The organism is Pseudomonas sp. DR208 (assembly GCF_019823005.1).
Classification (GTDB): domain Bacteria; phylum Pseudomonadota; class Gammaproteobacteria; order Pseudomonadales; family Pseudomonadaceae; genus Aquipseudomonas; species Aquipseudomonas extremorientalis.
On the sequence record NZ_CP081944.1, the window covers coordinates 1,741,180 to 1,764,870 of the forward strand.

20 protein-coding genes are annotated in these 23,691 nt (G+C 60.7%); 10 read left to right on the forward strand and 10 right to left on the reverse strand.

The window, feature by feature from the left end; translation table 11 throughout:
* Positions 1–88 precede the first annotated feature (88 nt).
* Positions 89–1,216: a branched-chain amino acid ABC transporter substrate-binding protein gene (locus tag K5K89_RS07665; protein WP_222541135.1), complete on the reverse strand. Its 1,128-nt coding sequence runs from the start codon at positions 1,214–1,216 to the stop codon at positions 89–91.
* Between the two features lie 341 nt (positions 1,217–1,557).
* Here K5K89_RS07665 and K5K89_RS07670 point away from each other — a divergent pair, with 341 nt between their 5' ends.
* Complete coding sequence (locus K5K89_RS07670; protein WP_092241248.1) at positions 1,558–1,863, forward strand: DUF2288 domain-containing protein; 306 nt, start codon at positions 1,558–1,560, stop codon at positions 1,861–1,863.
* 288 nt (positions 1,864–2,151) lie between these two features.
* Here K5K89_RS07670 and K5K89_RS07675 read toward each other — a convergent pair whose 3' ends face one another.
* The 3 genes from K5K89_RS07675 to K5K89_RS07685 all read right to left on the reverse strand — a co-directional run bounded on the left by K5K89_RS07675 (position 2,152) and on the right by K5K89_RS07685 (position 7,303).
* Complete coding sequence (locus K5K89_RS07675) at positions 2,152–4,329, reverse strand: hypothetical protein (RefSeq protein WP_071488853.1); 2,178 nt, start codon at positions 4,327–4,329, stop codon at positions 2,152–2,154.
* Positions 4,330–4,533: 204 nt separating this feature from the next.
* Positions 4,534–6,798, reverse strand: a complete 2,265-nt coding sequence (locus K5K89_RS07680; protein WP_222541136.1) for a putative bifunctional diguanylate cyclase/phosphodiesterase — start codon at positions 6,796–6,798, stop codon at positions 4,534–4,536.
* 139 nt (positions 6,799–6,937) lie between these two features.
* Positions 6,938–7,303 carry a YkgJ family cysteine cluster protein gene (locus K5K89_RS07685; protein ID WP_071488855.1) on the reverse strand — a complete coding sequence of 122 codons (366 nt, stop codon included), beginning with the start codon at positions 7,301–7,303 and terminating at the stop codon, positions 6,938–6,940.
* Between the two features lie 251 nt (positions 7,304–7,554).
* On the opposite strand from K5K89_RS07685, the gene K5K89_RS07690 reads away from it, so the two are divergent.
* Positions 7,555–8,901, forward strand: coding sequence for a spinster family MFS transporter (locus K5K89_RS07690; protein ID WP_222541137.1), 1,347 nt, complete (start codon positions 7,555–7,557; stop codon positions 8,899–8,901).
* A 168-nt stretch (positions 8,902–9,069) separates the two neighbouring features.
* Here the strand turns inward: K5K89_RS07690 and rapA are convergent, their stop codons facing one another.
* Positions 9,070–11,916 carry an RNA polymerase-associated protein RapA gene (gene rapA / locus K5K89_RS07695; RefSeq protein WP_071488858.1) on the reverse strand — a complete coding sequence of 949 codons (2,847 nt, stop codon included), beginning with the start codon at positions 11,914–11,916 and terminating at the stop codon, positions 9,070–9,072.
* 219 nt (positions 11,917–12,135) lie between these two features.
* On the opposite strand from rapA, the gene K5K89_RS07700 reads away from it, so the two are divergent.
* Entirely contained in the window at positions 12,136–12,477 is a 342-nt protein-coding gene (locus K5K89_RS07700) for an aspartate-semialdehyde dehydrogenase (protein WP_092241258.1), read from the forward strand.
* Here K5K89_RS07700 and K5K89_RS07705 read toward each other — a convergent pair.
* The 3 genes from K5K89_RS07705 to K5K89_RS07715 form a co-directional block, all read right to left on the reverse strand.
* Positions 12,474–13,655 (reverse strand): aminotransferase class V-fold PLP-dependent enzyme, encoded by a 1,182-nt coding sequence (locus K5K89_RS07705; RefSeq protein WP_071488860.1) that lies wholly within the window; start codon positions 13,653–13,655, stop codon positions 12,474–12,476. The genes K5K89_RS07700 and K5K89_RS07705 overlap by 4 nt on opposite strands.
* Positions 13,652–14,122, reverse strand: coding sequence for a RidA family protein (locus K5K89_RS07710; RefSeq protein WP_222541138.1), 471 nt, complete (start codon positions 14,120–14,122; stop codon positions 13,652–13,654). Before K5K89_RS07710 ends, K5K89_RS07705 begins: the two co-directional genes overlap by 4 nt.
* 90 nt (positions 14,123–14,212) lie before the next feature.
* A complete protein-coding gene (locus tag K5K89_RS07715; protein ID WP_222541139.1) occupies positions 14,213–15,079 on the reverse strand; it encodes a LysR substrate-binding domain-containing protein in 867 nt (288 codons plus the stop codon).
* 130 nt (positions 15,080–15,209) lie between these two features.
* Between K5K89_RS07715 and K5K89_RS07720 the strand changes: the two genes are divergently transcribed.
* Together K5K89_RS07720 and ccoM are read left to right on the forward strand one after the other, a co-directional pair.
* The gene (locus K5K89_RS07720) at positions 15,210–15,371 is read left to right on the forward strand and encodes a hypothetical protein (RefSeq protein ID WP_222541140.1); all 162 of its coding nucleotides are present in this window, start codon (positions 15,210–15,212) and stop codon (positions 15,369–15,371) included.
* 143 nt (positions 15,372–15,514) lie between these two features.
* The gene (gene ccoM / locus K5K89_RS28785; protein ID WP_010212341.1) at positions 15,515–15,631 is read left to right on the forward strand and encodes a cytochrome c oxidase subunit CcoM; all 117 of its coding nucleotides are present in this window, start codon (positions 15,515–15,517) and stop codon (positions 15,629–15,631) included.
* Between the two features lie 140 nt (positions 15,632–15,771).
* Here ccoM and K5K89_RS07725 read toward each other — a convergent pair whose 3' ends face one another.
* A complete protein-coding gene (locus K5K89_RS07725) occupies positions 15,772–17,247 on the reverse strand; it encodes an inorganic phosphate transporter (protein WP_092241266.1) in 1,476 nt (491 codons plus the stop codon).
* 314 nt (positions 17,248–17,561) lie between these two features.
* Positions 17,562–17,762: a hypothetical protein gene (locus tag K5K89_RS07730; protein ID WP_003189295.1), complete on the reverse strand. Its 201-nt coding sequence runs from the start codon at positions 17,760–17,762 to the stop codon at positions 17,562–17,564.
* A gap of 559 nt (positions 17,763–18,321) precedes the next feature.
* Here K5K89_RS07730 and pcaR point away from each other — a divergent pair.
* The 5 genes from pcaR to pcaF all read left to right on the forward strand — a co-directional run bounded on the left by pcaR (position 18,322) and on the right by pcaF (position 23,678).
* Positions 18,322–19,164: a pca regulon transcriptional regulator PcaR gene (gene pcaR, locus K5K89_RS07735; RefSeq protein WP_222541141.1), complete on the forward strand. Its 843-nt coding sequence runs from the start codon at positions 18,322–18,324 to the stop codon at positions 19,162–19,164.
* A 144-nt stretch (positions 19,165–19,308) separates the two neighbouring features.
* On the forward strand, positions 19,309–20,649 hold the full coding sequence (locus K5K89_RS07740) for an MFS transporter (RefSeq protein WP_102591661.1): 1,341 nt from the start codon (positions 19,309–19,311) through the stop codon (positions 20,647–20,649).
* A gap of 193 nt (positions 20,650–20,842) precedes the next feature.
* On the forward strand, positions 20,843–21,700 hold the full coding sequence (locus K5K89_RS07745) for a CoA transferase subunit A (RefSeq protein ID WP_092241270.1): 858 nt from the start codon (positions 20,843–20,845) through the stop codon (positions 21,698–21,700).
* Positions 21,700–22,479: a CoA-transferase subunit beta gene (locus K5K89_RS07750; RefSeq protein WP_092241272.1), complete on the forward strand. Its 780-nt coding sequence runs from the start codon at positions 21,700–21,702 to the stop codon at positions 22,477–22,479. The genes K5K89_RS07745 and K5K89_RS07750 overlap by 1 nt, the downstream gene beginning before the upstream one ends.
* On the forward strand, positions 22,476–23,678 hold the full coding sequence (pcaF, locus tag K5K89_RS07755; RefSeq protein ID WP_170856036.1) for a 3-oxoadipyl-CoA thiolase: 1,203 nt from the start codon (positions 22,476–22,478) through the stop codon (positions 23,676–23,678). Before K5K89_RS07750 ends, pcaF begins: the two co-directional genes overlap by 4 nt.
* Positions 23,679–23,691: the final 13 nt, after the last annotated feature.

Below are 23,691 nucleotides of genomic sequence, written 5' to 3' on the forward strand. Positions count from 1 at the left end.
GCCCGGATCGCGGGTGTCAGGCCCATAAACCTCGTAAAACAAAGCCCACTGCTCTCACAGTGGGCTTGTTGGACCAGTAACGCCTGGCTTACTGAGGGGAAACTTCGGTTTTTGGTTTACCGAAGTGCCATTCGTAGACCACGAACTTGAAGTCCTTCAGGTCGCCCTTGGCGTCGAAGCTCAGGTCGCCGGTTGGGGTCTTGAAGGTGCCTGCGTGGATGGCCGCAGCCACTTTGGCGGTGTCTTCGGACTTCGCGGCAGCGATACCGCCGGCGATGACTTCAACAGCCGAGTAGGCCGGGAACACGAACGGACCGGTTGGGTCCTGCTTGTTCTTGGTCAACTCTTCAACGATGGCCTTGTTGGCCGGATCGGTGTCGAACGACTTTGGCAGGGTAACCAGCAGGCCTTCGGAAGCGTTCTGGGCGATTTGCGAGATGGAGTCGTTGCCGACACCTTCCGGGCCCATGAACTTGGCGTTCACGCCTTTTTCCTTGGCTTGGCGCAGGATCAGGCCCAGCTCAGGGTGGTAGCCGCCGTAGTAGACGAAGTCGACGTTGGCTTGCTTGAGCTTCTGAATGAGCGAACCGAAGTCTTTGTCGCCGGCGTTGATGCCTTCGAAGAGGGCAACTTTCACGCCTTTCTTCTCGAGGGTCTGTTTAACGGCGGTGGCGATGCCTTCACCGTACTGCTGTTTGTCGTGAATGACCGCAACGACTTTTGGCTTCACGTGGTCGGCGATGTAGTTACCGGCCGCAGGGCCTTGGGCGCTGTCCAGGCCGATGGTGCGGAAGACCAGTTTGTAACCACGGGAAGTGATTTCCGGGCTGGTGGCAGCCGGGGTGATCATGATCACGCCTTCGTCTTCATAGATGTCGGAGGCTGGCTGAGTGGAGCTGGAGCAGAGGTGGCCGACCACGAACTTGACGCCGTCGTTGACCACTTTGTTGGCCACGGCAACGGCTTGTTTAGGATCGCAAGCGTCGTCGTATTCCTTGGCTTCAAGCATTTTGCCGTCGACGCCGCCCTTGGCGTTGATGTCGGCGATGGCTTGCTTGGCACCCATGAATTGCATGTCGCCGTATTGCGTCACAGGACCGGTTTTCGGACCTGCGATACCGATCTTGATGGTGTCGGCTGCGAACGAATGGCCGGCAACCCCAGCCAGGACCATAGCGGCAAACAGTTTGGAAATCTGCTTAGTAGCCTTATTCATAGTGCTCCACTCTTACTGTTGTATTTTTTATAGTTCTAGCGGCCTTGTGAGCTGCAGAACCGGATCAGATATCTCGGATATCCCCCCGGCAGTGCCCTGGCAACTGTACCGGTACAGTGTAGAGCGCCGGTTGATCGCTTGAAAAGCTGGCTGCTGGGGGCAAAACCCGGGTATGTCGCTTAAATGAAAGAAAAAGACAGAATTGCGGCGGGGTGATGCCAGAGTTTCGGGCAATCCTTGGCTTTCCTGACCCTTTCAATCGATGACGCATTTGCAACTGGGTTTTTCTGCCTGACGCTCGACGTTATGATTGCGCCGATTTTTTATTCAGGTGAACTCCCATGACGCAAGAACCTAGCACCCTCTATGCCAAGCTGCTCGGTGAAACTGCCGAAATTTCCTGGAAGGAGCTTGAGCCGTTCTTTGCCAAGGGTGCCCTATTGTGGGTCGACGCTGGCCTGGATTTGATCGAAGCGGCCGAAGGCATGGCCGAGGATAACCGCGACAAAGTCGCCGGGTGGCTGGCTGCGGGGAGCCTTGGCGAAGTGTCTGCGACGCGGGCATTGGACCTGGTTGAGCGTGATCCAAGCTTGTGGGCGGTGGTGGTTTCGCCGTGGATTCTGATCCAGGAAAGGGCGGCGCAATAAAAGCCCGCACGAAAAAGGTGCGTCTTTTTTGCCGCGGTAAGTGTGTAGCGGAGTAACCGCTGAGGCGGTGATGGCATCTTGCCGTAGAGAAAGGTCACAGCCGAGGGTGACGTGCGCGTCACGGGAACAGTTGGGCGGGTGGCTAAATGGCTGCAGAATTGTTTCGTGGTGTGGCAAGGCTATACATTTTTTTGCAATACAGGCCGTCATCGCAGGCAAGCCAGCTCCCACATTTGAAATGCATTCCAAGTGTGGGAGCTGGCTTGCCTGCGATGGGCGCGCCTCGGTCTAAGCCGTCTTGCCGGTATGGTTGTTCAAGGAGATAACCTTGGTCTTGCCAATCCGGTGGCGGTAGATCTCACGCAGGTACTTGATCGCCTTCTTCACGCAATCCCGTGACAGGCGAATGTCATTGATCGACACGAACTTCTCTTTGTCGTTGATCAGCTCGCGGTACTTCTTCTCATACATCGGCTTGATCGCGTACCAGTTGGTATCGAGGATCTTCGCCGGGTTCTCGAACTCGTTGAGCAACTCGTCGATACGATCTTCGTCGAAGTCCTCGTGGATGATGAAGTCCAGGATCGAGTTATCCAGCGTGTCATCGAAGCGATAAGGGTTGCGCGCAAAACAGCGTTTGATGAAGGCCACGATCAACGTGAGGAAATCATCCGACAGGCACGGGCTCTTGGCGATCAGGGTGGTCAACGACAGGTTGGCCGAGGCGCCGATCACCAGGGCGTAGCGCTTGAGCGTGGTGTTGGGGAACAGGCTGTTGAGGTGGGTCTTGAGCCGATTCAGGTCCATGTAGGACAGCTTGTAGTCCTTGGGCAGCGACACAATCGAGACCACCGACGAGCAGTTCTTGAAGAAGTGCAGGTCATGCAGCGCGGCGGCGTCGTAGCCAGAGTTCTTGTACTGTTCCAGGGACGCCTTGTAGCGCTTGGATTCGATCGGCAACAGGCTGATGCCTTCGATGGCCTGGGTGACCTTGTTGAAATGCGGCAGGTCGATGGAACGGAAGAACAGATCGTCGATGTTCAGGCGCTGCGGCTCTTTCTCGAACACCTTGAACTTGTCGTTCGACGGCGCCGGGGTTTCCGGGACCACGGACTCGGCGTAGGCAATCGCCACCGGGCCGGCCAGGCTCATGAACAGGTCGTTGGCATCCAGGCGAATGGTTTCGCCGATGTCGATGCCGGCGCGCCGGAAGTAGTTCTGGTCGTAGTCGGTGGTCACGGCCTGGGCAGTGAGGATGTTGAAGATCTGCTGGGAAATATACTGGTTGGCGTGTTTTTCCATGGCATTGACGTCAATGTTCTGGATATTGCCGTCATCGCTTTCTTCGGCATAACGCATGATGTCATTGGAGATCAGCATCATCGCGTTCCACGGCCGGATCCGTCCCTTCACGCTGGCTTCGCTGCTGTCTTCATTGGCGAAGTTGTACGAGAAATCCCATTCTTCCGACAGGTATTTGCACAGCAGTCGCCCGGCGTTGATGTGCAGCGCCTCGGACATTTCGCTGCGGTGGTCGGAAATGTTCGGCAGCACGCAGATGCCGCTGGTGAAGATCGGCTCGAACACAAAGGCGTGACCGCTCTTGCTGTCGTGCTCATCGGCGGGTTTGGTGTCGAAGGTCTTGTTCATGTACGAGTGTTGCTGGGCCAGGCCGAATTCCGAGGCCATGCCTGAACCCGTGCCGCCGCCGGCGCTGAAGATCGAGAAGTACAGGCGCGACTGGTTGGCCTTGATACCGCAGGAGTCGATCAGGTACGAGTGGATCATCTTCCAGTCGGGGCTGGAAAAACGCTGGGTGTCTTTGTTCAGGATGATCTTGGCCAGGTACTGGCCGAGGATTGGCGCGTTACCGGCGCCGCCAGCATGGACTTCCGACAGGTCCATGATTTTCATCTTGCTGTAGTCGCGCAGGAAACCGCTTTTCTCGCCCTTGCGCGAGAAGCGGATACGTCCGGCGATGTCCTTGTCCAGGTCGCCCAGCATCACCAGCGGCTCGACGAGGAATACCGGTTTGCTGGCCTTGCCGCTGCCCAGGCGCAGGTTGTTGCGGATCCACTGGGCCGGGCTGTAACCCTTGTCCTGTGACTTATCTTCGTTGCTGAATTCGTTCAGGTAGAACTTGCGCGCGTTGTACACCAGTTCCGCGACGTCCAGCGCGATGTTCGAACCGCAGCGGCCCAGGCCGATCAGGCACACCGAGGGGAATTCCTGTTCGTTGCGCGGGTCGCTGTCGCCTTCCAGGTGGGGCGGGCGCGGGAACACCATGTCGCGCAGGCCGTCGAGGTTGTCGAGGATGCGGTCGGTATTGGTTTCGGTGAAGTACAGGTATTGCTGGGTGGCCAGCGGGCGGGCGGTGCTCAATGACTTTGAACCTGGGGGTGTGTCCGCAGGCGCTGGGAGCAATACGTCGGATACCACGGTGGCAGAGTTATTTTTAGAAGTCATTGTGCGCCATGTGCCTGGGCGGATGGCTGAAACAGATCAAGGGGCCATCACGGAATGGGTGTTCGCGACTTTACAGTGCGTCCTTGTCCTGGACGATTGGGTTTTACCCCTGTGATTTCAGGGGGAACACGGCCGGACTCTGATGAATCGGCCGTTCGTCGGGGTTCTTTAGGCAGATGATGGCGAAATGCCAAAAATTCGGCGTCAGCGAATTGGCCTGACGATGGACGTGGACCCACCGCGACCCGGGGCAGGTTCTTTCGGTGCACTGATGTCTTTGACAGCCAGCGTACCGGTTGTGTGTAGCGGGTTACGCATGTTGATGCCTTGCATCACACCAACGATGTCACTGGCCGGCACCGCCGGGCTCAGCAGGTAACCCTGGACGAAATCGCAGCCATGCTTGAGCAGCACCTCGAACTGGGCCTGGGTTTCCACGCCTTCGGTCACGACCTCCAGGTGCAGGGTATGGGCCATGCCTATAACCGCCTGGACAATCTCGATATCGGCGGTGGACCTGGGAATATCCTGGATAAACGAGCGGTCGATCTTCAACGTGTTGAGTGGCAGGCGCTTGAGGTAGGCAAGGGAAGAGTAGCCGGTACCAAAATCGTCGATGGCCAGCGATACGCCCAGCGCGCGGATTTGCCGCAGTAACGCCAGGGTACTGCTGATGTTGCCCATCAGTGCATTTTCGGTGACTTCCAGTTCCAGGCGGTTCGCGCCGATGCCACTGAAGCGCAAGGCGTCTTCGATTTCGTCCGCCAGCTCGTCACGGGCCAGGTTCAGGGCCGAGCAGTTCACCGCCATGGTCAGATCGGTGTAGCCCCGGTCAGACAGCAGGCTCAGGTCATGACAGGCCTGGCGCAATACCCAGTGGTCCAGTTCGGCAATCAGCCCGTTGCTTTCTGCGATACCGATAAACCGGTCCGGCGCCAGCAACCCATGCTGGGGATGCTGCCAGCGCACCAAGGCTTCCAGGCGTGTGACCTTGCCGAGTTTCATGTCAAAGATCGGTTGATAGAACAACACCAGTTGGTTGCGGGTGCGCAGGGCGCTGCGCAGTTCTTCCTCCAGTTGCAGTTCGAGGAACGCGCGGGTCTTCAGGTTGGAACTGAAGAAATTCAGGTTGTTACGCCCGGCGTCCTTGGACTGGTACAGCGCCAGGTCGGCGGTTTTCAGCAGCTCTTCGCAGGTCAGGCCATCGTCGGGGAACAGGCTGATGCCAATACTGGTGGTCATCACCATGCGCCGGCCGGCCAGTTCGATGGGTTCTTTCATCTGCTGCATGATGCGTTGGGCCAGGTGCCGCGCTTCGTCGCGGTGGTGGATGCTGATCAGGATGCAGAATTCATCGCCGCCAAAGCGCGCCACCACATCCGCGTGGCTGCGTACCGAACCCTTGATATGCCCGGCCAGCACGGTGAGCAACTGGTCGCCGGCGTCATGCCCGAGGCTGTCATTGATGCGCTTGAAGTGGTCGATATCGAGGAAGATCACCGCCATCATGCCGTTGGACGCGGTTTTTTCGGCGAGCTTCTCCGCAAAGATCTGGTTGAAGCCGCGGCGATTGAGCAGGCTGGTGAGGGCGTCGTAATGCGCCACCTGTTGCAGCGATGCTCGGGCCTGGTCCAGTTCGCTGAGCAGGGCGTTGACCCGCCGCAGGTCGCGTTCCTTGTGCTGCAGTTTCTTGTCCGCCAGGGCGGCGCTGATGCTGCTGCCGATCACCAGCAGGGTGATGACGGCCACCGACAGGCCCAGTTGAATGGGGTTGTTATCCAGGGGTAACGAAAGGTCGGCCCCGGTGGGAACGATGAGTTGCATGGCCGCCATGCCGGTAAAGTGCATGCTCAGGATCCCGGCGCCGAGTACCAGGCTGGCAGCGTACTTGAGCAGTTGATGGAACACGCCGGCGCCGGTACGCAGGTAGCTCGACAGCAGCAGCGCAGCCAGGCTGGCACCGATGGCGATGCCCACCGAGGCCATGAACAGTCCGGACTCGAAATAGACCTGGGCCTGTGAGCGCATGGCAGACATGCCGACGTAGTGCATCAATGCGATGCCGATGCCCATCCACACCGACGCCAGCAGGTACTGGTGGAAACGCAGGTTGGAATGACTGAGGGTTTGCATGGCGAATAACGAGGCGACCAACGCAATCAACAGCGAAGCAAACGTTATCAATAATTCGTAGTGGATTGCGATGGGGGCCTGGAAGGCCAGCATGCTGATGAAATGGGTGGACCAGATCCCGCCTGCCAGGCAACCGGCGCCGAGCCAGCGCCAATGACGTCTGGCGGTAGCGTCCTCGACATGGCCGACACGTTCGGCCATGTCCAGCGTACCGAAGCCGGCCGCGCAAGCGACCAGATAGGCGAGCAGCACCAGAAAGGGGTTATGACTGCAATTGAGTAATAAGTGCCCGCTCTTTGGAAGCTCGGTAAAAAAATGCAGACCTAGCCATTCCATAGCATGTCCCGTCATAGAGTCACGTCACTGCCTGAGGCGATGACCTATGAGGTCGAGTATAGAAGCATAGGAGAATTCGCAAGGCGTAATGGCATTTTGCTTTTCTACGATTTTGGCATGCCGTCCATAGCGTTTGATGCTAAGCGCTGATCGGCAACGCCAGTTCCAAAGGCTGTTCCAGCGGTGCCAGGCCAAAGGCGGCACGGGCTGCATCACAATCGGCGTTGTGCACGCCCTCGTACCACGAGGACTCGAACTCACGGCACACGCTTGAGCGTTGTTCGTAGATCGTGCAACGGGTGCCTTGGCCCACTTCGCCCTCAAGGCTGCAGCAGCGCGCGGGTTTCTGGTCGGTGCCGATCATTGCAACGCGGGTCGGGTTGATCTGCACCACCAGGTCATCGGGCACCGTGCCCCCCGACGAGGCGCACTCACCCCAGAAGAAAGACACACGAAAGTGTGAACAGCAGGCACCGCAATTCAGACACGGACTGGCTTCGGACATGGGCGTCATCAATAAGAAAAGTAGGTTGGGGATGCTACGGAAGGCTCGCCATTCTATCCGTGCCATGGCCGTTGGGAAGGGGGGCGCGCACTTATATTTTTGTGGGGAAAGTCCCGTGTTGCCGGGCGAAATCATGCCCTATCAGCTTTACGAATCATTACAGACAACCGGGCCCTGCCTGACTATGTTGCAGGTACCGGGCAGGATGCATCGGGCATCGCAGCTCTCATAACAATAAAAGAGACGGACCCATGCAGAACTCGACCCAAGCGGCGAATGCCTGGCGCATTCTGTTCCTGCTGTTCCTCGCCAACCTGTTCAACTTCTTCGACCGCACCATCCCGGCGATCATCATCGAGCCAATCCGCATGGAATGGCACCTGAGCGACTTTCAGCTCGGCATTATCGGCACCGCCTTCACCATCGTCTACGCGATTGCCGGGTTACCGCTCGGGCGGCTGGCCGACACCGGCTCACGCAGCAAACTGATGGGCTGGGGCCTGTTCGCCTGGAGCGGGCTGACGGCGGTCAATGGCCTGGTCGGCAGTTTCTGGACGTTTCTGCTGGTGCGCATGGGCATCGGTATTGGTGAGGCCAGCTATGCGCCGGCCGCCAACTCGCTGATTGGCGATCTGTTCCCGGCACACCGCCGTGCGCGGGCCATGGGGATCTTCATGCTGGGCCTGCCGTTGGGGTTGCTGCTGGCATTCTTCACCATCGGCTGGATGGTCAAGGCGTTCGACAGCTGGCGCGCTCCGTTCTTTATCGCCGCTGTGCCGGGGCTGATCCTGGCGGTGTTCATGTTCTATATCAAGGAGCCCAAGCGCGGCGCGGCAGAAACCGTGCAGGTTTCCCAGGAGCGTGTCGACCGCCCGATCCGTCGCGTGCTGGCGGTGCCGACCTTCCTGTGGCTGGTGTTGGCGGGGTTGTGCTTCAACTTCGCCACCTACGCCTGCAATTCGTTCCTGGTGCCGATGTTGCAGCGTTACTTCCTGATGCCCTTGCAGGACGCTGCGGTCGCCACCGGCGTGATCGTCGGCCTGACCGGCCTGGTGGGCCTGACCCTGGGCGGCTGGGTTGCCGACAAGATCCATCAGTGGGTCGCCAATGGCCGTCTCTTGTTTGCGGCGTTCAGTCTGATCATCTCTACCGTGACCACCGCGTGGGCTTTGCACGCCGGGCGCATCGAGATTGGTGTGTTCGTGGCGCTGTTCAGCGTGGGCTGGTTGTTTGCCTACAACTTCTACACCTGCGTGTACACAGCGATCCAGGACGTGGTCGAGCCGCGCCTGCGGGCCACGGCGATGGCGCTGTTCTTCGCAGGCTTGTATTTGCTGGGCGGCGGGATGGGGCCGATCGTGGTGGGTGGCTTATCTGACTACTTTGCCCATTCGGCGATGTATGCAGCGGGGGCGCAGCAGATGACCGAGGCTTACAAGGCGGTGGGATTGCACGATGCCATGTACCTGATTCCGGTGGCGTTGTTCCTGACCATGCTGTTCCTGTTCCAGGCGTCGCGCAGTTTTGTGCGCGATTCCAAGCGGATGAAGGATGGGTTGGGGACGGTTGAGGTGCCGGCTGCTGCTGCAACGGCCTGATAGTGAGGTGACGCCATGGGGGGCAAGCCCCCTCCCACATTTGACGGTGCTGTCATGTCGATCACCGATCAGTTGTGGGAGGGGGCTTGCCCCCGATGGGGCCTCCAGGGCCAATGAAAAAGACCCGCATTGCGCGGGTCTTTTTCATTTAACAGGGCAGGGCGGTGATCAACCCGCCACCAACACCCGAATCGCTTCCAACCGCAGCGCCGCCTTGTCCAGCATGGCCAAACCTTGCTCGCGCTGATTGCGCAGGGCCACCAGCTCACTGTCACGCACGGTCGGGTTGACCGCTTGCAACGCCGTCAGGCGCGCCAGTTCTTCGTCGGTGTCCGCCGCCAGGCGGCGCTTGGCCTCGGCCACACGCTCGGCGTGGCGCGGGGTGATCTTCTCTTCACCGGCGTTGATCCGTGGCGTGAGTTGATCGCGCTGGGCCTGCACGAACTTGTTGGCGCTGGCGCGTGGCACGCTTTCCAACTGGTCGTTGAGGGTTTCGAACGACACGCGGCTGGACAGGTCGTTGCCGTTCGCATCCAACAGGCAGCGCAGGGCGGCCGGCGGCAGGTAACGGCCCAGTTGCAGGGAGCGCGGGGCAACCACTTCGCTGACGTAGAGCAGTTCCAGCAACACGGTGCCCGGCTTGAGCGCCTTGTTCTTGATCAGTGCCACGGCGGTGTTGCCCATGGAGCCGGACAGCACCAGGTCCATGCCGCCCTGCACCATCGGGTGTTCCCAGGTGATGAACTGCATATCTTCACGGGACAGCGCCTGGTTACGGTCGTAGGTGATGGTCACCCCTTCGTCGTCGCCCAGGGGGAAGCTGGCGTCGAGCATTTTTTCGCTGGGCTTGAGGATCAGTGCGTTTTCCGAATGGTCTTCGCTGTCGATACCGAACGCGTCGAACAGGGTTTCCATGTAGATCGGCAGGGCGAACTGGTCGTCTTGCTCGAGGATGTCTTCGACCAGGGCATCACCTTCACCTGCGCCGCCGGAATTGAGTTCCAGCAGGCGGTCGCGACCGGTGTGCAGCTCTTCTTCCAGGCGCTCGCGCTCGGCACGGGCCTCGTCGATCAGGGCTTGCCACTCGCCGTCGTCGGCGTTTTCCAGCAGCGGCAGCAGGCGCGGGCCGAACTGATGCTGCAAGGCGTTGCCGGTCGGGCAGGTGTTGAGGAACGCGTTCAGCGCTTCGTGGTACCACTGGAACAGGCGCTCTTGCGGGCTGGTTTCCAGGTACGGCACGTGCAGTTCGATCACGTGCTTCTGGCCGATCCGGTCCAGACGGCCGATGCGCTGTTCCAGCAGGTCGGGGTGGGACGGCAGGTCGAACAGCACCAGGTGGTGGGAGAACTGGAAGTTGCGGCCTTCACTGCCGATTTCCGAGCAGATCAACACCTGGGCGCCAAACTCTTCATCGGCGAAGTAGGCGGCGGCGCGGTCACGCTCAAGGATGTTCATGCCCTCGTGGAACACCGTGGCCGGAATGCCGGAGCGTACGCGCAGGGCGTCTTCCAGGTCCATGGCAGTTTCGGCGTGGGCGCAGATCACCAGGACCTTGGTGCGCTTGAGCATTTTCAGCTGGTCGATCAGCCATTCGACCCGAGGGTCGAAGCGCCACCAGCGGTTTTCTTCTTCGACGTCCGGCTGCGCCTGGAAGCTGACTTCGGGGTACAGCTCGGCGTGTTCGCCCAGCGGCAGCTCCAGGTATTCGTCCGGGTTTGGCAGCGGGTAGGCGTGCAGCTTGCGCTCCGGGAAACCCTGCACGGCGGCGCGGGTGTTGCGGAACAGCACACGGCCGGTGCCGTGGCGGTCGAGCAGCTCACGCACCAGGCGGGCGCTGGCTTCGGTGTCGCCATCGTTGACGGCGGTGAGCAGGGCTTCACCTTCGTCGCCGAGGAAACCCTGGATGGTCTTGTGTGCGGCAGGGGACAGGCGACCCTTGTCCAGCAGCTCCTGCACGGCTTCGGCCACCGGGCGATAGTTCTCGCTCTCGGCGCGGAAGGCGGCGAGGTCATGGAAGCGGTTCGGGTCGAGCAGGCGCAGGCGCGCGAAGTGGCTGTCCTGGCCCAATTGCTCCGGGGTGGCGGTGAGCAGCAGCACGCCGGGAATCACTTCGGCCAGTTGCTCGACCAGCGCGTACTCGGGGCTGGCCTTGTCTTCATGCCACACCAGGTGGTGGGCTTCGTCGACCACCAGCAGGTCCCAACCGGCGGCAAATAGCGCGTCCTGGGCCTTCTCGTCGTCGACCAGCCACTCCAGAGCGACCAACGCAAGCTGGGTGTCTTCGAACGGGTTGGTGGCATCGCTTTCGATAAAACGTTCTTCGTCGAACAGCGCCACCTGCAGGTTGAAACGGCGGCGCATTTCCACCAGCCATTGGTGCTGCAGGTTTTCCGGAACCAGGATCAACACGCGGTTGGCGCGGCCCGACAACAGTTGGCGATGGATCACCAGGCCGGCTTCGATGGTCTTGCCCAGGCCCACTTCGTCCGCCAGCAAGACCCGTGGCGCGATACGGTCGGCGACTTCACGGGCGATGTGCAGTTGGTGCGCGATAGGCTGCGCACGCACGCCACCCAGGCCCCACAACGAGGACTGCAACTGGCGGCTGGTGTGTTCCAGGGTGTGATAGCGCAGCGAGAACCAGGCCAGCGGGTCGATCTGCCCGGCGAACAGACGGTCGCTGGCCAGGCGGAACTGGATGAAGTTGGAGAGTTGGGTTTCCGGCAGGGTGACCTGCTCGTTCTGCCCATTGAGGCCGTGGTACACCAGCAGGCCGTCGACGTCGTCGACTTCCTGCACGGTCATTTTCCAGCCTTCGAAATGGGTGATGCTGTCGCCCGGCGAGAACCTCACGCGGGTGAGGGGCGCATTCCGTAGCGCATACTGACGAGTGTCGCCAGTGGCCGGATAGAGCACGGTCAACAAGCGCCCGTCCTGTGCCAGAACGGTGCCTAACCCCAGCTCTGCTTCGCTGTCACTAATCCAGCGTTGCCCCGGTTGATACTGCTGCGCCATGCTGCCTGACTCCCGCCGTGAAAAAGCCGACTATCTTAACGGAACAAGCCCCCACGCCCAAGGACTCTGACAAAAACTACTCCGTTTGCGTGGGGGGCCGGAAACCGAATCGACGGGTGGCGGGCACTTGGGAGTGTCGACTGGGTCACAGGTTGGCGAGCCTGTGCTCAAGTCACCCTGCAACCCGCCGACAGCCTGTTGATCAGGAGAATAATCACTATGCTTCCACCCATGCTGCCCGTCAGCGTTGTGCCGGTCACGTCACAACTCGATCCGGTGCGCCAGAAGCCGGACATCCCGCCCGTGGTGCCCGTCCAGCCGGGCTCCAACGAGAGCACCATCGACCTGAAAAAAGGCGATGCCGAGACGTCGACCTTTTTGCTGCGCGAAGAACAGCGCCGCCAGCAGGAACAGCAGAGACGCCGGCGTGAAGCCGATGAAGACCCGGAGCAGCACCTGGCCATTCCGGGCGATTTGTTGAATGCCGACAACACCGTGCCAGTGGCGCCGCTGATCGAAGATGCACCGCGCCAGGGCCTTTGGGTGGACGTCGAGGTTTAGTCGCGCAACTCGCGCAGAGCCGCTATCAGCAGCTCGATATCATGCTCGTTGTTGAGCGGGCTCACCGAGATCCGCGCCACGCTCTCCAGGCCACGCGCCTGCATATCCAGCGGGGTGTAGGCCACGCCGTTGGCGCCGATATTGATGCGTTTCAAGCCCAGGCGCCGCTTGAGTTCAAAGGCATCCCAGCCGGCGAGGTTGAAGGCGATCAAGCCGGATTGGCAAGTGCCCAGGTCATGCAGGGTAACGCCCGCAATCCCACGCAACGCTTCACGGATTTGCGCGCTGGTCTGCGAAACCCTCTCCCAGGCGCGCTCGATGCCCAGCCGATTCATCTCCTGCAGCGCATTGCCCAGCCCGGCCAGCAAGGCGAAGGATGCCTCGCTGGTTTCAAAGCGCCGTGCGTCATTGCGCAGGTCGAAACCCTGGGCGGTCCAGGGCGCCGAAAACACATCGCGTTGGGCCGGGTTCAGGCGCCCGAGGAAATCCGGCCGCACATACAACAGCGCCGTCCCGCGTGGACCGCGCAGATGCTTTCTTCCGGCGGACTTGAGCACATCGCACTGCAATGCTTGTACGTCCACCGGCACCTGGCCGACGGCCTGGCCGGCGTCGATGAAGTAGGGGATGGCGTGACGCCTGGCCAGGTCACCGATGGCCTGGGCGGGGTTGATCAGGCCGCCGTTGGCCGGGAGCCACGTAAGGTCGATCAGCTTCACCCTGGCATCGAGCATCGACTCCAACGCCACCGGGCAGACCGCGCCGCTTGCATCGCAGGGGATGACTTCCACGCGGGCACCCGCTTGCACCGCCAGTTCCATGCTGGCCAGGTTGCCGCCCCATTCGTGACGGCCTACCAGAATGCGGTCGCCGGGTTGCCAGGGTCCCAGGGCCTGGAACGCCAGGCTCCAGGCGGTCGAACCACTGCTGGCAAACGCGATGGATGAGGCGGGAGCGTTGAGCAGTTGTGCGGCGGCGCGGCGGGCTCTTTCCACCAGCACGGCGCCATGTTCGCCGGCTTCCATCGGGCCGTCGCGAGCCTCCCGTTGCAGTTGTTCGAAGATCGCGTCGAGGGTTGCCTGGCTGGGCAGCGAGGCGCCGGCATGGTTGAAGTGCACGATGCCGGACTGGCAGCCGGGCGTGTCATCCCGCAGGTGCTGGACTTCAAGCGGGCTCATGGGTGCAGCTCGAAAATCGCATCAACCTCCACGGCCACACCGGCCGGCAGGCTGGACACGCCGACGGCGGTGCGCACATGTCGGCCTTTTTCGCCAAGCGCATTGACCAGCAGGTTGGAGGCACCGTTGGCCACCACGCTCTGTTGCATGAAGTCGCCGCTGCTGGCGATGAATACTCCCAGGCGCACGGTGCGCACCAGGCGCGACAGGTCATCGCCAAGGGCATTGCTCAACTGCCCCAGCAGGCCCAGCGCAGCGAGTTCCGCTGCTTGTGCACCTTCTGCATCGCTGAGGGACTCGCCCAACCGGCCCACATAGGCGGGTTTACCATCCACCAGTGGGATTTGCCCGGAGACGAACAGGTGATTCTGGCTGACCACGTGGTTGATGTAGTTGGCGATCGGCTGGCTGGGGGTTGGCAGCGTGAGGCCAAGGGCTTGCACGCGTTGGCGGAGGGAGTCGCTCATGATGAATCCTCTTGGGTCGGGAGGCTTCAGCATGTTGGCTGTATCGAGGCGCGACAAACGGATAGATCTCACGCGATGTATCGAAAAAACTCACGTATCGGTGCAGGCTTCCCTCAGCCATTGGCTGAAACACGCGGCGGCTTCGTTGGTGATGCCTTGAGGTGCGATCAACCAGTAGCCGATGTCGCTGTGATAGGGCGGCCAATCGAAGGCTTCCACCAGGCTGCCGTCCTGCAGCCTGCGCTCGATCAGGCGATGACGGCCCATGGCGATGCCCTGGCCGGCCACGGCGGCTTCGACCACGATGTTGTAGTCGTGCAGCATTACGCGGGGGTGGTGACCGAGGTCGACCTGATAGTGCTCGGACCAGTCGGTCCATTCAAAGGGGCGGTGCGAAGTGGCCATCAGCAATGGGCTGTCTTGCGTTGCCTTGAACGTCGGGCTGCACACCGGCGAGATGATTTCCGGCATCAGTCGCGTGGCCTGCACGTCGGGCCAGTCGCCTTTGCCATAACGGATGGCCAGGTCGACCTCGGCACCTGCCACGTCTGCCAATTGAATGGCCGGCAACAATTCCACCTGGATATGTGGGTAGCGATTGAGAAAGCCTGCCAGGCGGGGCGCCAGCCACAGGGTCGCAAAGGAGGCCAGCAAGCCGATGCGCAGCACGGTGGCGCTGGGGGTGACCCGCTGGGCGCGTGTGGCGGCGGCGATGGCATCGAGGGCTGGGCGGATTTCGTCGTAGTACTGTTGGCCGTCGGTGGTCAGATCGATCGCACGGGTGCGTCGGATAAACAAGGGTTTGCCCAGGTGCTGCTCAAGCTTTTGCACCTGATGGCTCAGCGCGCTCTGGGTCACTGACAACTCGCTGGCGGCCTTGATAAAACTCAAGTGCCGCGCCACGGCTTCGAAGGCGCGCAGCGCCAGCAGCGGCGGAAGGTCCTTGTGCAGTGCCACCTGGGTGAATCTCCTGGTTCGGGAAAACAGCGATTTTGTGCGATGACCTGCCTTTTGTCGCCCGCTGATTTGCCGTTGAGCGGGGGAGGCCGCATTATTGGGCCATTCCCTCCACGACGTAAGCCAAGCCATGAGTGAAGACGACAAGCTGATCGACCTGAATGCCGAGCGCGCCAAGCGCGCTCACGACCTCAATGACAAACGCCTGAATGAAGTCCGCCAGGCATTTGAACAGGCAATGCCACTCGGCAAAGTTAAAAAGAAATCGAAGAACAAGCCAAAAAAGCGTTGAAAGTACCTGCATCCATTGATGCAGGTCAGTTATTGCCCTTCTTTACGCCCCGTCGCGGGCGACATTGATCCCCGTCAATTTTCCAATCCGCCTTCTCCATTAACTTAGCCCTATCGCAACAGGGCAAGCGCAGGAGGCCGGTCATGTTTATCGATAATGTGGTGTTCGCCGGAGTGCTGACGGTAAGCCTGATGGTGATGTTTTTTGTAGGGTTTGGAATTTTTATCTGGAAAGACGCGAACAAGCGGAAAAAACCATAGTTTTTCCAGGTTACATGAGCACGCAAGGCATTTTGGGCGACTTCGGTCGCCCTTTTTTTTGCGCCTGAATTAACGCAATAGTGATCATAAAAAAAGGTGCGTCCCTCGCGGATCGCACCTTTTTTATCGCAGGCGGCTTATCAGCTGCCCAGCGCCTTGGAAGCCAACCAGAACAACCCGGCCGACAGGGCCACGGTTGCCGGCAGGGTCAGTACCCAGGCCATCAGGATGGTCTTCACGGTGCCGCCCTGCAGGCCGCTTTTGTTGGCGACCATGGTGCCGGCCACGCCCGACGACAGCACGTGGGTAGTCGACACCGGCAACGCGAAGATGTTGGCAAAGCCAATCATGGTCGCGGTGGTGATCTGTGCCGACATGCCCTGGGCATAGGTCATGCCTTGCTTGCCGATCTTCTCGCCGATGGTCAGTACCACACGCTTCCAGCCCACCATGGTGCCCAGTCCCAAGGCCAGTGCGACGGCAAGGATCACCCAGAACGGGGCGTATTCGGTAGTGGCGGTCAGGTCTTTGCGCAGTTTGTCGAGGTCGGATTTCTCACGGGCATCCAGGCCTGGCAGCTTGCCGACTTTCTTCGCGGTGTCGTCCAGGCAGAGCAGGTAGCGGCGCACTTCAATACGCTGGTCCGCCGTCAGCGCGTGATAGTCGGACACGCCTTTGAGTGTGTCGACCAGCGCGTTGATGGTCGGCTCGGTCTGCTGTGGATTGCACTGGAACTTGCCTGGCAGGTCGTTCTGCACGCTTTTGCCCAGGGCCAGGAACTCGCCGAGCGTGGCGTTGTTACGCTGGTAGAACTGGCTCAAATGCACGGTGGCGTCGCGGGTCCGTTCGATCTGGTAGGTGGTGCTGCCCAGGTCGAGCACGAACTGCGCCGGCACGATACCGATCAGCACCAGCATGATCAGGCCGATACCCTTCTGGCCGTCGTTGGAGCCGTGCACGAAACTCACGGCCATGGCGGAAATCACCAGCACCAGGCGGTTCCAGAACGGCGGGTGTTTCTTGTCATCGAGCTTGCGGCGCTGGTCCGGGGTCTTGTGCATCTTGGACAGCGGACGCCACCACTTCAGGCCGATCAGCACCAGGGCTGCAACCAGGAAGCCGGCCATCGGCGAGAACACCAGCGAAGCGCCGATATCCACGGCTTTCTGCCAGTTCACACCGTCAGCCAGGGGAATGTCGTTGATCAGGGCATTGGCCAGGCCGACCCCGAGGATCGAGCCGATCAGGGTGTGGGAGCTGGAGGCCGGGATACCGAAGTACCAGGTGCCCAGGTTCCAGGTGATCGCTGCCGCCAATAAAGAGAAGACCATCGCCAGGCCATGGCCGGTGTTCACATTGATCAGCAACTCCACCGGCAGCAAGTGCACGATGGCGTAGGCGACACCGACACCACCGAGCAATACGCCGAGGAAGTTGAACACCCCGGAGAAGAACACGGCCAGGTGCGGCGGCATGGCTTTGGTATAGATGACTGTGGCCACCGCGTTAGCGGTGTCATGAAAGCCATTGATGAACTCGAAGGCGAGGACAAAGGCCAGGGCGAGCAACAGGCTCACGAGAACCCAAGCATCCAGTCCGCTGAATAAATCGATCATGAAGGTTTTCTGACCCGGTCGTAAGGGGGCGCGATTATGCCAGAAAACCTCAGTAATCGATGCACTAGCTGCTCATCGGTATCAATCTTCCCTGAAAAAAATCCCGAAAAAGGCGCGCATCCCAGGGTTTTCGGGGCTTGGGCAAGTCTTTGATTTATATGGCAGAGGGCGCCAGAAGCGGGGGATTGTCACAAAAACGTCACGACTGAAACATTTGTATGAAATTTTACCGTTCTTGTTAGGGTGCAAGATTTCTGGGTGATGGCTAAACGCCATCAACCTGGGCCAAAACCTTGAGGCTCGAACCGAATCGCCTAGGGCTCTTCGGTTTTGAGTTCCTGTTCAATCTTTTGGATTTCCTGTGCAAATGCCTGGTCAAGCAGGCTGGCGCGCTTGCGCCATGGTTTGCGTTCAGGTTCAGGCTGGGCGGCGTAGGTGGTGACTTCCCCGCCGTAAACGTCCTTGTAACGTTGCTCCTGGCGCTCAAGTTCCGCGCGCAGTTCATCTTTCGTCACATCGTTACCTAATTAAGTTGAGTGTCAATACGTTGCAGCGTTATGCCGGAATGCGCCCTCAGGGTGTTTCAAGTCGAACCGCCATAGCGTTCAAGTTTGAAACAGACATGGGTGAACACTGCTAGTGCCGTCATTCAAGGCAGATAGTTGCTATCGACGATGCACGGCCTGTGCATCATGTGCCCAGCTCCTTTGCCGATAATGAAACCGGGTGGACCAGTACACAGGGTGCATTATAGCGGCGCATTTGAATAACACTATCGGTATAAAGTTAAAAACCGTCAACTTTGTATGAGTGTTTTGTTACACGCGCCTATTGGTTATTGCACACATTCGGGTGTCATGAATCCATCCAAACTTCAAACGTTAATAAGAGGCCTCTGGTTTTTTTTCAATCCGCCGTGGGTGAAGGGGGAGGTTGCGAGCAAATTGCGATAATCGAATGGTCGTCCGATAATCGCACAATGTTGTCGGCCCTGCCTTGTACATCTCGGCTGACGCAGCTTGTAATAGTGGCCAATCCTCCCCTGCGGTTGACAATAAGACAAAGGATCCCGACATGAACGATCAATTGCGCAACTCTTTCGCGTCAGTGGCGCCGCCGATCGTTGCGTCCCCGGCCAAGCGTATCCAGGCGTTTACCGGTGATCCGGACTTCATGACCTCCCTGGCCCGTGGCCTGGCCGTGGTGCAGGCGTTCCAGGAGCGCAAGCGCCACCTCACCATCGCCCAGATCAGCCACCGCACCGAAATCCCCCGCGCCGCCGTGCGCCGTTGCCTGCACACCTTGATCAAGCTCGGCTACGCCACTACCGATGGGCGTACCTATTCGCTGTTGCCCAAAGTCCTGACCCTGGGCCATGCCTACCTGTCCTCCACACCACTGGCGGTGTCGGCCCAGCCTTATCTGGACCGCATGAGCGAGCAACTCCACGAAGCCTGCAACATGGCGACCCTCGAAGGCGACGACATTCTCTACATCGCCCGTTCGGCCACCACCCAGCGCCTGATTTCGGTGGACCTGTCGGTGGGCGGACGGCTGCCGGCCTACTGCACCTCCATGGGCCGCATCTTGCTCGCGGCGCTGGATGACGCCTCGCTGCAGGATTACCTCGACCACGCCGACCTGCAGACCAAGACCAGCCGCACCCTGACCACGCCCGCCGCGCTGTTCGACTGCCTGCAAAAGGTGCGTCAGCAAGGCTGGTGCATTGTCGACCAGGAACTGGAGCAGGGCCTGCGCTCGATCGCGGTGCCGGTGTATGACGCCTCGGGCCAGGTGCTGGCTGCGCTGAACGTCAGCACCCACGCCGGCCGTGTCAGCCGCAGCGAGCTGGAACAGCGCTTCCTGCCGAGCATGCTCAGTGCCAGCCGCGAGTTGAGTGCGCAGCTGTTTGCCTAAGCTGTTCGGTGACCGCACAGATCCCGGTTGGGTCGATTGCGCTGTTTTCCCTGGCTTATTACTGTGCGACAGCGCTCCAGGGAGCGCTCAATAATAACGACGACCCAAGGTCGTCAGCCCGCCATCGGTGTGGAAATAAAAACAATGAATCAGCCCTCTGTCGGTACTTCCTTGGACGTGCAGTCCTTCATCAACACCCAGCCACTGTCCCGTTACCAGTGGCGCGTGGTGATCCTGTGTTTCCTGATTGTTTTCCTCGATGGCCTCGACACTGCCGCCATGGGCTTTATCGCGCCGGCGCTGTCCCAGGATTGGGGCATCGACCGCGCCAGCCTCGGTCCGGTGATGAGCGCCGCGTTGATCGGCATGGTCTTCGGCGCACTCGGCTCCGGCCCGCTGGCGGATCGCTTCGGGCGCAAAGTGGTGCTGGTAGGCGCGGTGCTGGTGTTTGGTGCGTTCAGCCTGGCGTCGGCCTACAGCAGCAACGTCGATCAACTGCTGGTGCTGCGCTTCCTGACCGGGCTCGGCCTGGGCGCCGGCATGCCGAATGCCACCACGCTGCTGTCCGAATACACCCCTGAGCGCCACAAGTCGTTGCTGGTGACCAGCATGTTCTGTGGCTTCAACCTGGGCATGGCCGGTGGCGGGTTTATCTCGGCCAAGCTGATCCCGGCGTTCGGTTGGCACAGCCTGCTGCTGATCGGCGGCATCCTGCCGTTGATCCTGGCGCTGGTGTTGCTGGTATGGCTGCCGGAATCGGCGCGCTACCTGGTGGTGCGCAATCGGGGTACGGACAAGGTGCGCAAAACCTTGTCGCCCATTGAGCCGAACATCGTCGCCCAAGCCAGCAGTTTCAGTGTGCCCGAGCAAAAAACCGTCAAGGCACGCAACGTGTTTGCGGTGATCTTCTCCGGCACCTACAGCGCCGGTACGTTGTTGCTGTGGCTTACCTACTTCATGGGCCTGGTGATCGTGTACCTGCTCACCAGTTGGCTGCCGACCCTGATGCGCGACAGCGGCGCGAGCATGGAGCAGGCCGCGTTTATCGGCGCGTTGTTCCAGTTCGGTGGTGTGTTGAGCGCGGTGGGCGTGGGCTGGGCGATGGACCGGTTCAATCCACACAAGGTCATCGGCACGTTCTACCTGCTGGCCGGGGTGTTTGCCTACGCGGTAGGGCAGAGCCTGGGCAATATCACCTTACTGGCGACCCTGGTGCTGATTGCCGGGATGTGTGTCAACGGTGCGCAATCGGCGATGCCTTCCCTGGCCGCACGTTTCTACCCCACTCAAGGCCGTGCCACGGGTGTGTCGTGGATGCTCGGCATCGGCCGTTTCGGCGCGATCCTCGGCGCGTGGATGGGTGCGACCTTGCTGGGCCTGGGCTGGAACTTCGAGCAAGTGCTCACCGCCCTGGTGATCCCCGCCGCATTGGCCACCACGGCCGTGGTGATCAAAGGCATGGTCAGCCATGCCGACGCCACCTGAGGCCTGTGGGAGGGGGCAAGCCCACTCCCACAGTTATCGAGTTTTGCCTAATACTTAGCCAAGCAACAATCCGTTCGATAATCGAACGCTGAGTCGATTATCGGATTGTTTGGCCCATTTCCCCGGCTTAATCTTCAAGCACTTCGGCGCCACCTCAGCGCCTTTTTCGATCCACACCGGGAGCCCGAACCCCATGGCTGAAATCCTCGCGCTGCGTGACGCGGTGAAGCAATTTGTGAACGACGGCGACACCGTCGCCCTCGAAGGCTTTACCCATCTGATCCCTACGGCAGCGGGTCATGAAATCATTCGTCAGGGCAAGAAAGACCTGACGCTGGTGCGTATGACGCCTGACCTGATCTACGACCAGTTGATCGGCGCCGGCTGTGCCCGCAAGTTGATTTTCTCCTGGGGCGGCAACCCCGGCGTGGGTTCCCTGCATCGCTTGCGCGACGCGGTCGAGAAGCAATGGCCGCAACCGCTGGAAATCGAAGAACACAGCCACGCCGACCTGGCCAATGCCTACGTCGCCGGTGCGTCGGGCCTGCCATTTGCGGTGTTGCGTGCCTACGCCGGTTCCGACCTGCCCAAGGTCAACCCGCTGATCAAGACCGTGACCTGCCCATTCACCGGCGAAGTGCTGGCGGCGGTGCCGTCGGTGCGACCGGACGTCACCGTGATCCACGCGCAAAAAGCCGACCGCAAGGGCAATGTGCTGCTGTGGGGCATCCTCGGTGTGCAGAAGGAAGCGGCCCTGGCGGCCAAGCGCTGCATCGTCACCGTCGAAGAAATCGTCGATGACCTGAATGCACCGATGAACAGCTGCGTCTTGCCGACCTGGGCCCTGACGGCGGTGTGCCATGTACCTGGTGGCGCGCACCCGTCCTACGCTCATGGTTACAACGAGCGCGATAACCGCTTCTACCAGGCGTGGGACCCGATCGCCCGCGACCGCGGGACCTTTACCGCTTGGATCAACGAATACATCCACGGCACCGCCGATTTCACCGAATTCCAGGCCAGGCTGGCCACCGCGCAGGAGGCCAAGTAATGGCTTACTCGACCAATGAAATGATGACCGTTGCCGCCGCGCGCCGCCTCAAGAACGGCTCCGTGTGCTTCGTTGGCATCGGCTTGCCGTCCAAGGCGGCCAACCTGGCGCGACTGACGTCGTCGCCAGATGTGGTGCTGATCTACGAGTCCGGCCCGATTGGCGCCAAGCCATCGGTACTGCCACTGTCCATCGGTGATGGCGAACTGGCGGAAACCGCCGACACCGTGGTACCGACCGGCGAGATCTTCCGCTACTGGCTGCAGGGCGGGCGCATCGACGTGGGCTTCCTCGGTGCCGCCCAGGTCGACCGCTTCGGCAACATCAACACCACCGTGGTGGGTGACTACCACCAGCCCAAAGTGCGCCTGCCGGGTGCCGGTGGCGCGCCGGAGATCGCCGGTTCGGCCAAGAGCGTGCTGATCATCCTCAAGCAGTCGGCGCGTTCGTTTGTCGACCAACTGGACTTCATCACCTCGGTCGGCCACGGCGAAGGCGGCGACTCGCGCAAGCGCCTGGGCCTGCCGGGCGCAGGGCCTGTAGGGATCATTACCGACCTGTGCATCATGGAGCCGGAAGCCGGTACAAATGAGTTCGTAGTCACCGCGCTGCATCCGGGCGTGACCCGCGAGCAAGTGGTGGCCGCCACCGGTTGGGCGATTCGGTTTGCCGAGCAGGTCGACACCACCGCCGAACCCACTGATGTAGAGCTGACCGCCCTGCGTGACCTTGAAGCACGCACTGCGGCCGCCCATGGCCAAGCACCGGGAGAAGCCTGATGCGCGATGTATTTATCTGTGACGCCATTCGTACCCCCATCGGCCGTTTTGGCGGTGGCCTGTCCACCGTGCGGGCTGATGACCTGGCGGCGCTGCCGATCAAGGCCTTGATCGAGCGCAACCCGTCGGTGGATTGGACGGCAGTCGATGAGGTCTTCCTCGGCTGCGCCAACCAGGCCGGTGAAGACAACCGCAACGTGGCGCGCATGGCGCTGTTGCTGGCGGGCTTGCCGGAAAGCATTCCGGGCGTGACCCTCAACCGTTTGTGCGCCTCGGGGATGGACGCGATTGGCACCGCTTTCCGTGCAATTGCCAGCGGCGAAATGGAGCTGGCGATTGCCGGCGGCGTCGAGTCGATGTCCCGCGCGCCGTTCGTGATGGGTAAGGCCGACGCGGCGTTCTCGCGCAACATGAAGCTGGAAGACACCACCATCGGCTGGCGTTTTATCAACCCGTTGATGAAAGAGCAGTACGGCGTGGATGCGATGCCACAGACCGCCGATAACGTCGCCGACGATTACAAGGTCTCCCGTGCCGACCAGGACGCCTTTGCCCTGCGCAGCCAGCAACGCACTGCCGCCGCGCAAGCCGCCGGTTTCTTCGCCGAAGAAATCGTGCCGGTGCGGGTCGCCCATAAAAAAGGCGAAACCGTGGTAGAGCAGGACGAGCATCCACGGGACACCACCCTGGAAGCCCTGGCCAAACTCAAGCCAGTCAATGGTCCTGACAAAACGGTTACCGCCGGCAATGCATCGGGTGTGAATGACGGTGCGGCGGCGCTGATCCTGGCTTCCGCCGAAGCGGTCAAGAAACATGGCCTGACCGCTCGCGCTCGCGTATTGGGCATGGCCAGCGCTGGTGTCGCGCCACGGGTGATGGGCATCGGCCCGGTGCCGGCCGTGCGCAAACTGGTCGAGCGCCTTGGCTTGGCCGTCACCGACTTTGACGTGATCGAACTCAACGAGGCCTTCGCCAGCCAAGGCCTGGCCGTCTTGCGTGAGCTGGGCATTGCCGACGACGCACCCCAGGTCAATCCGAACGGCGGCGCCATTGCCCTTGGCCATCCGCTGGGCATGAGCGGCGCGCGGCTGGTGCTGACGGCGTTGCATCAGCTTGAAAAAACCGGCGGCCGCAAAGGCCTGGCGACCATGTGCGTGGGCGTCGGTCAAGGCCTGGCCCTGGCGATTGAACGCATCTAACAAGAGAGGATTG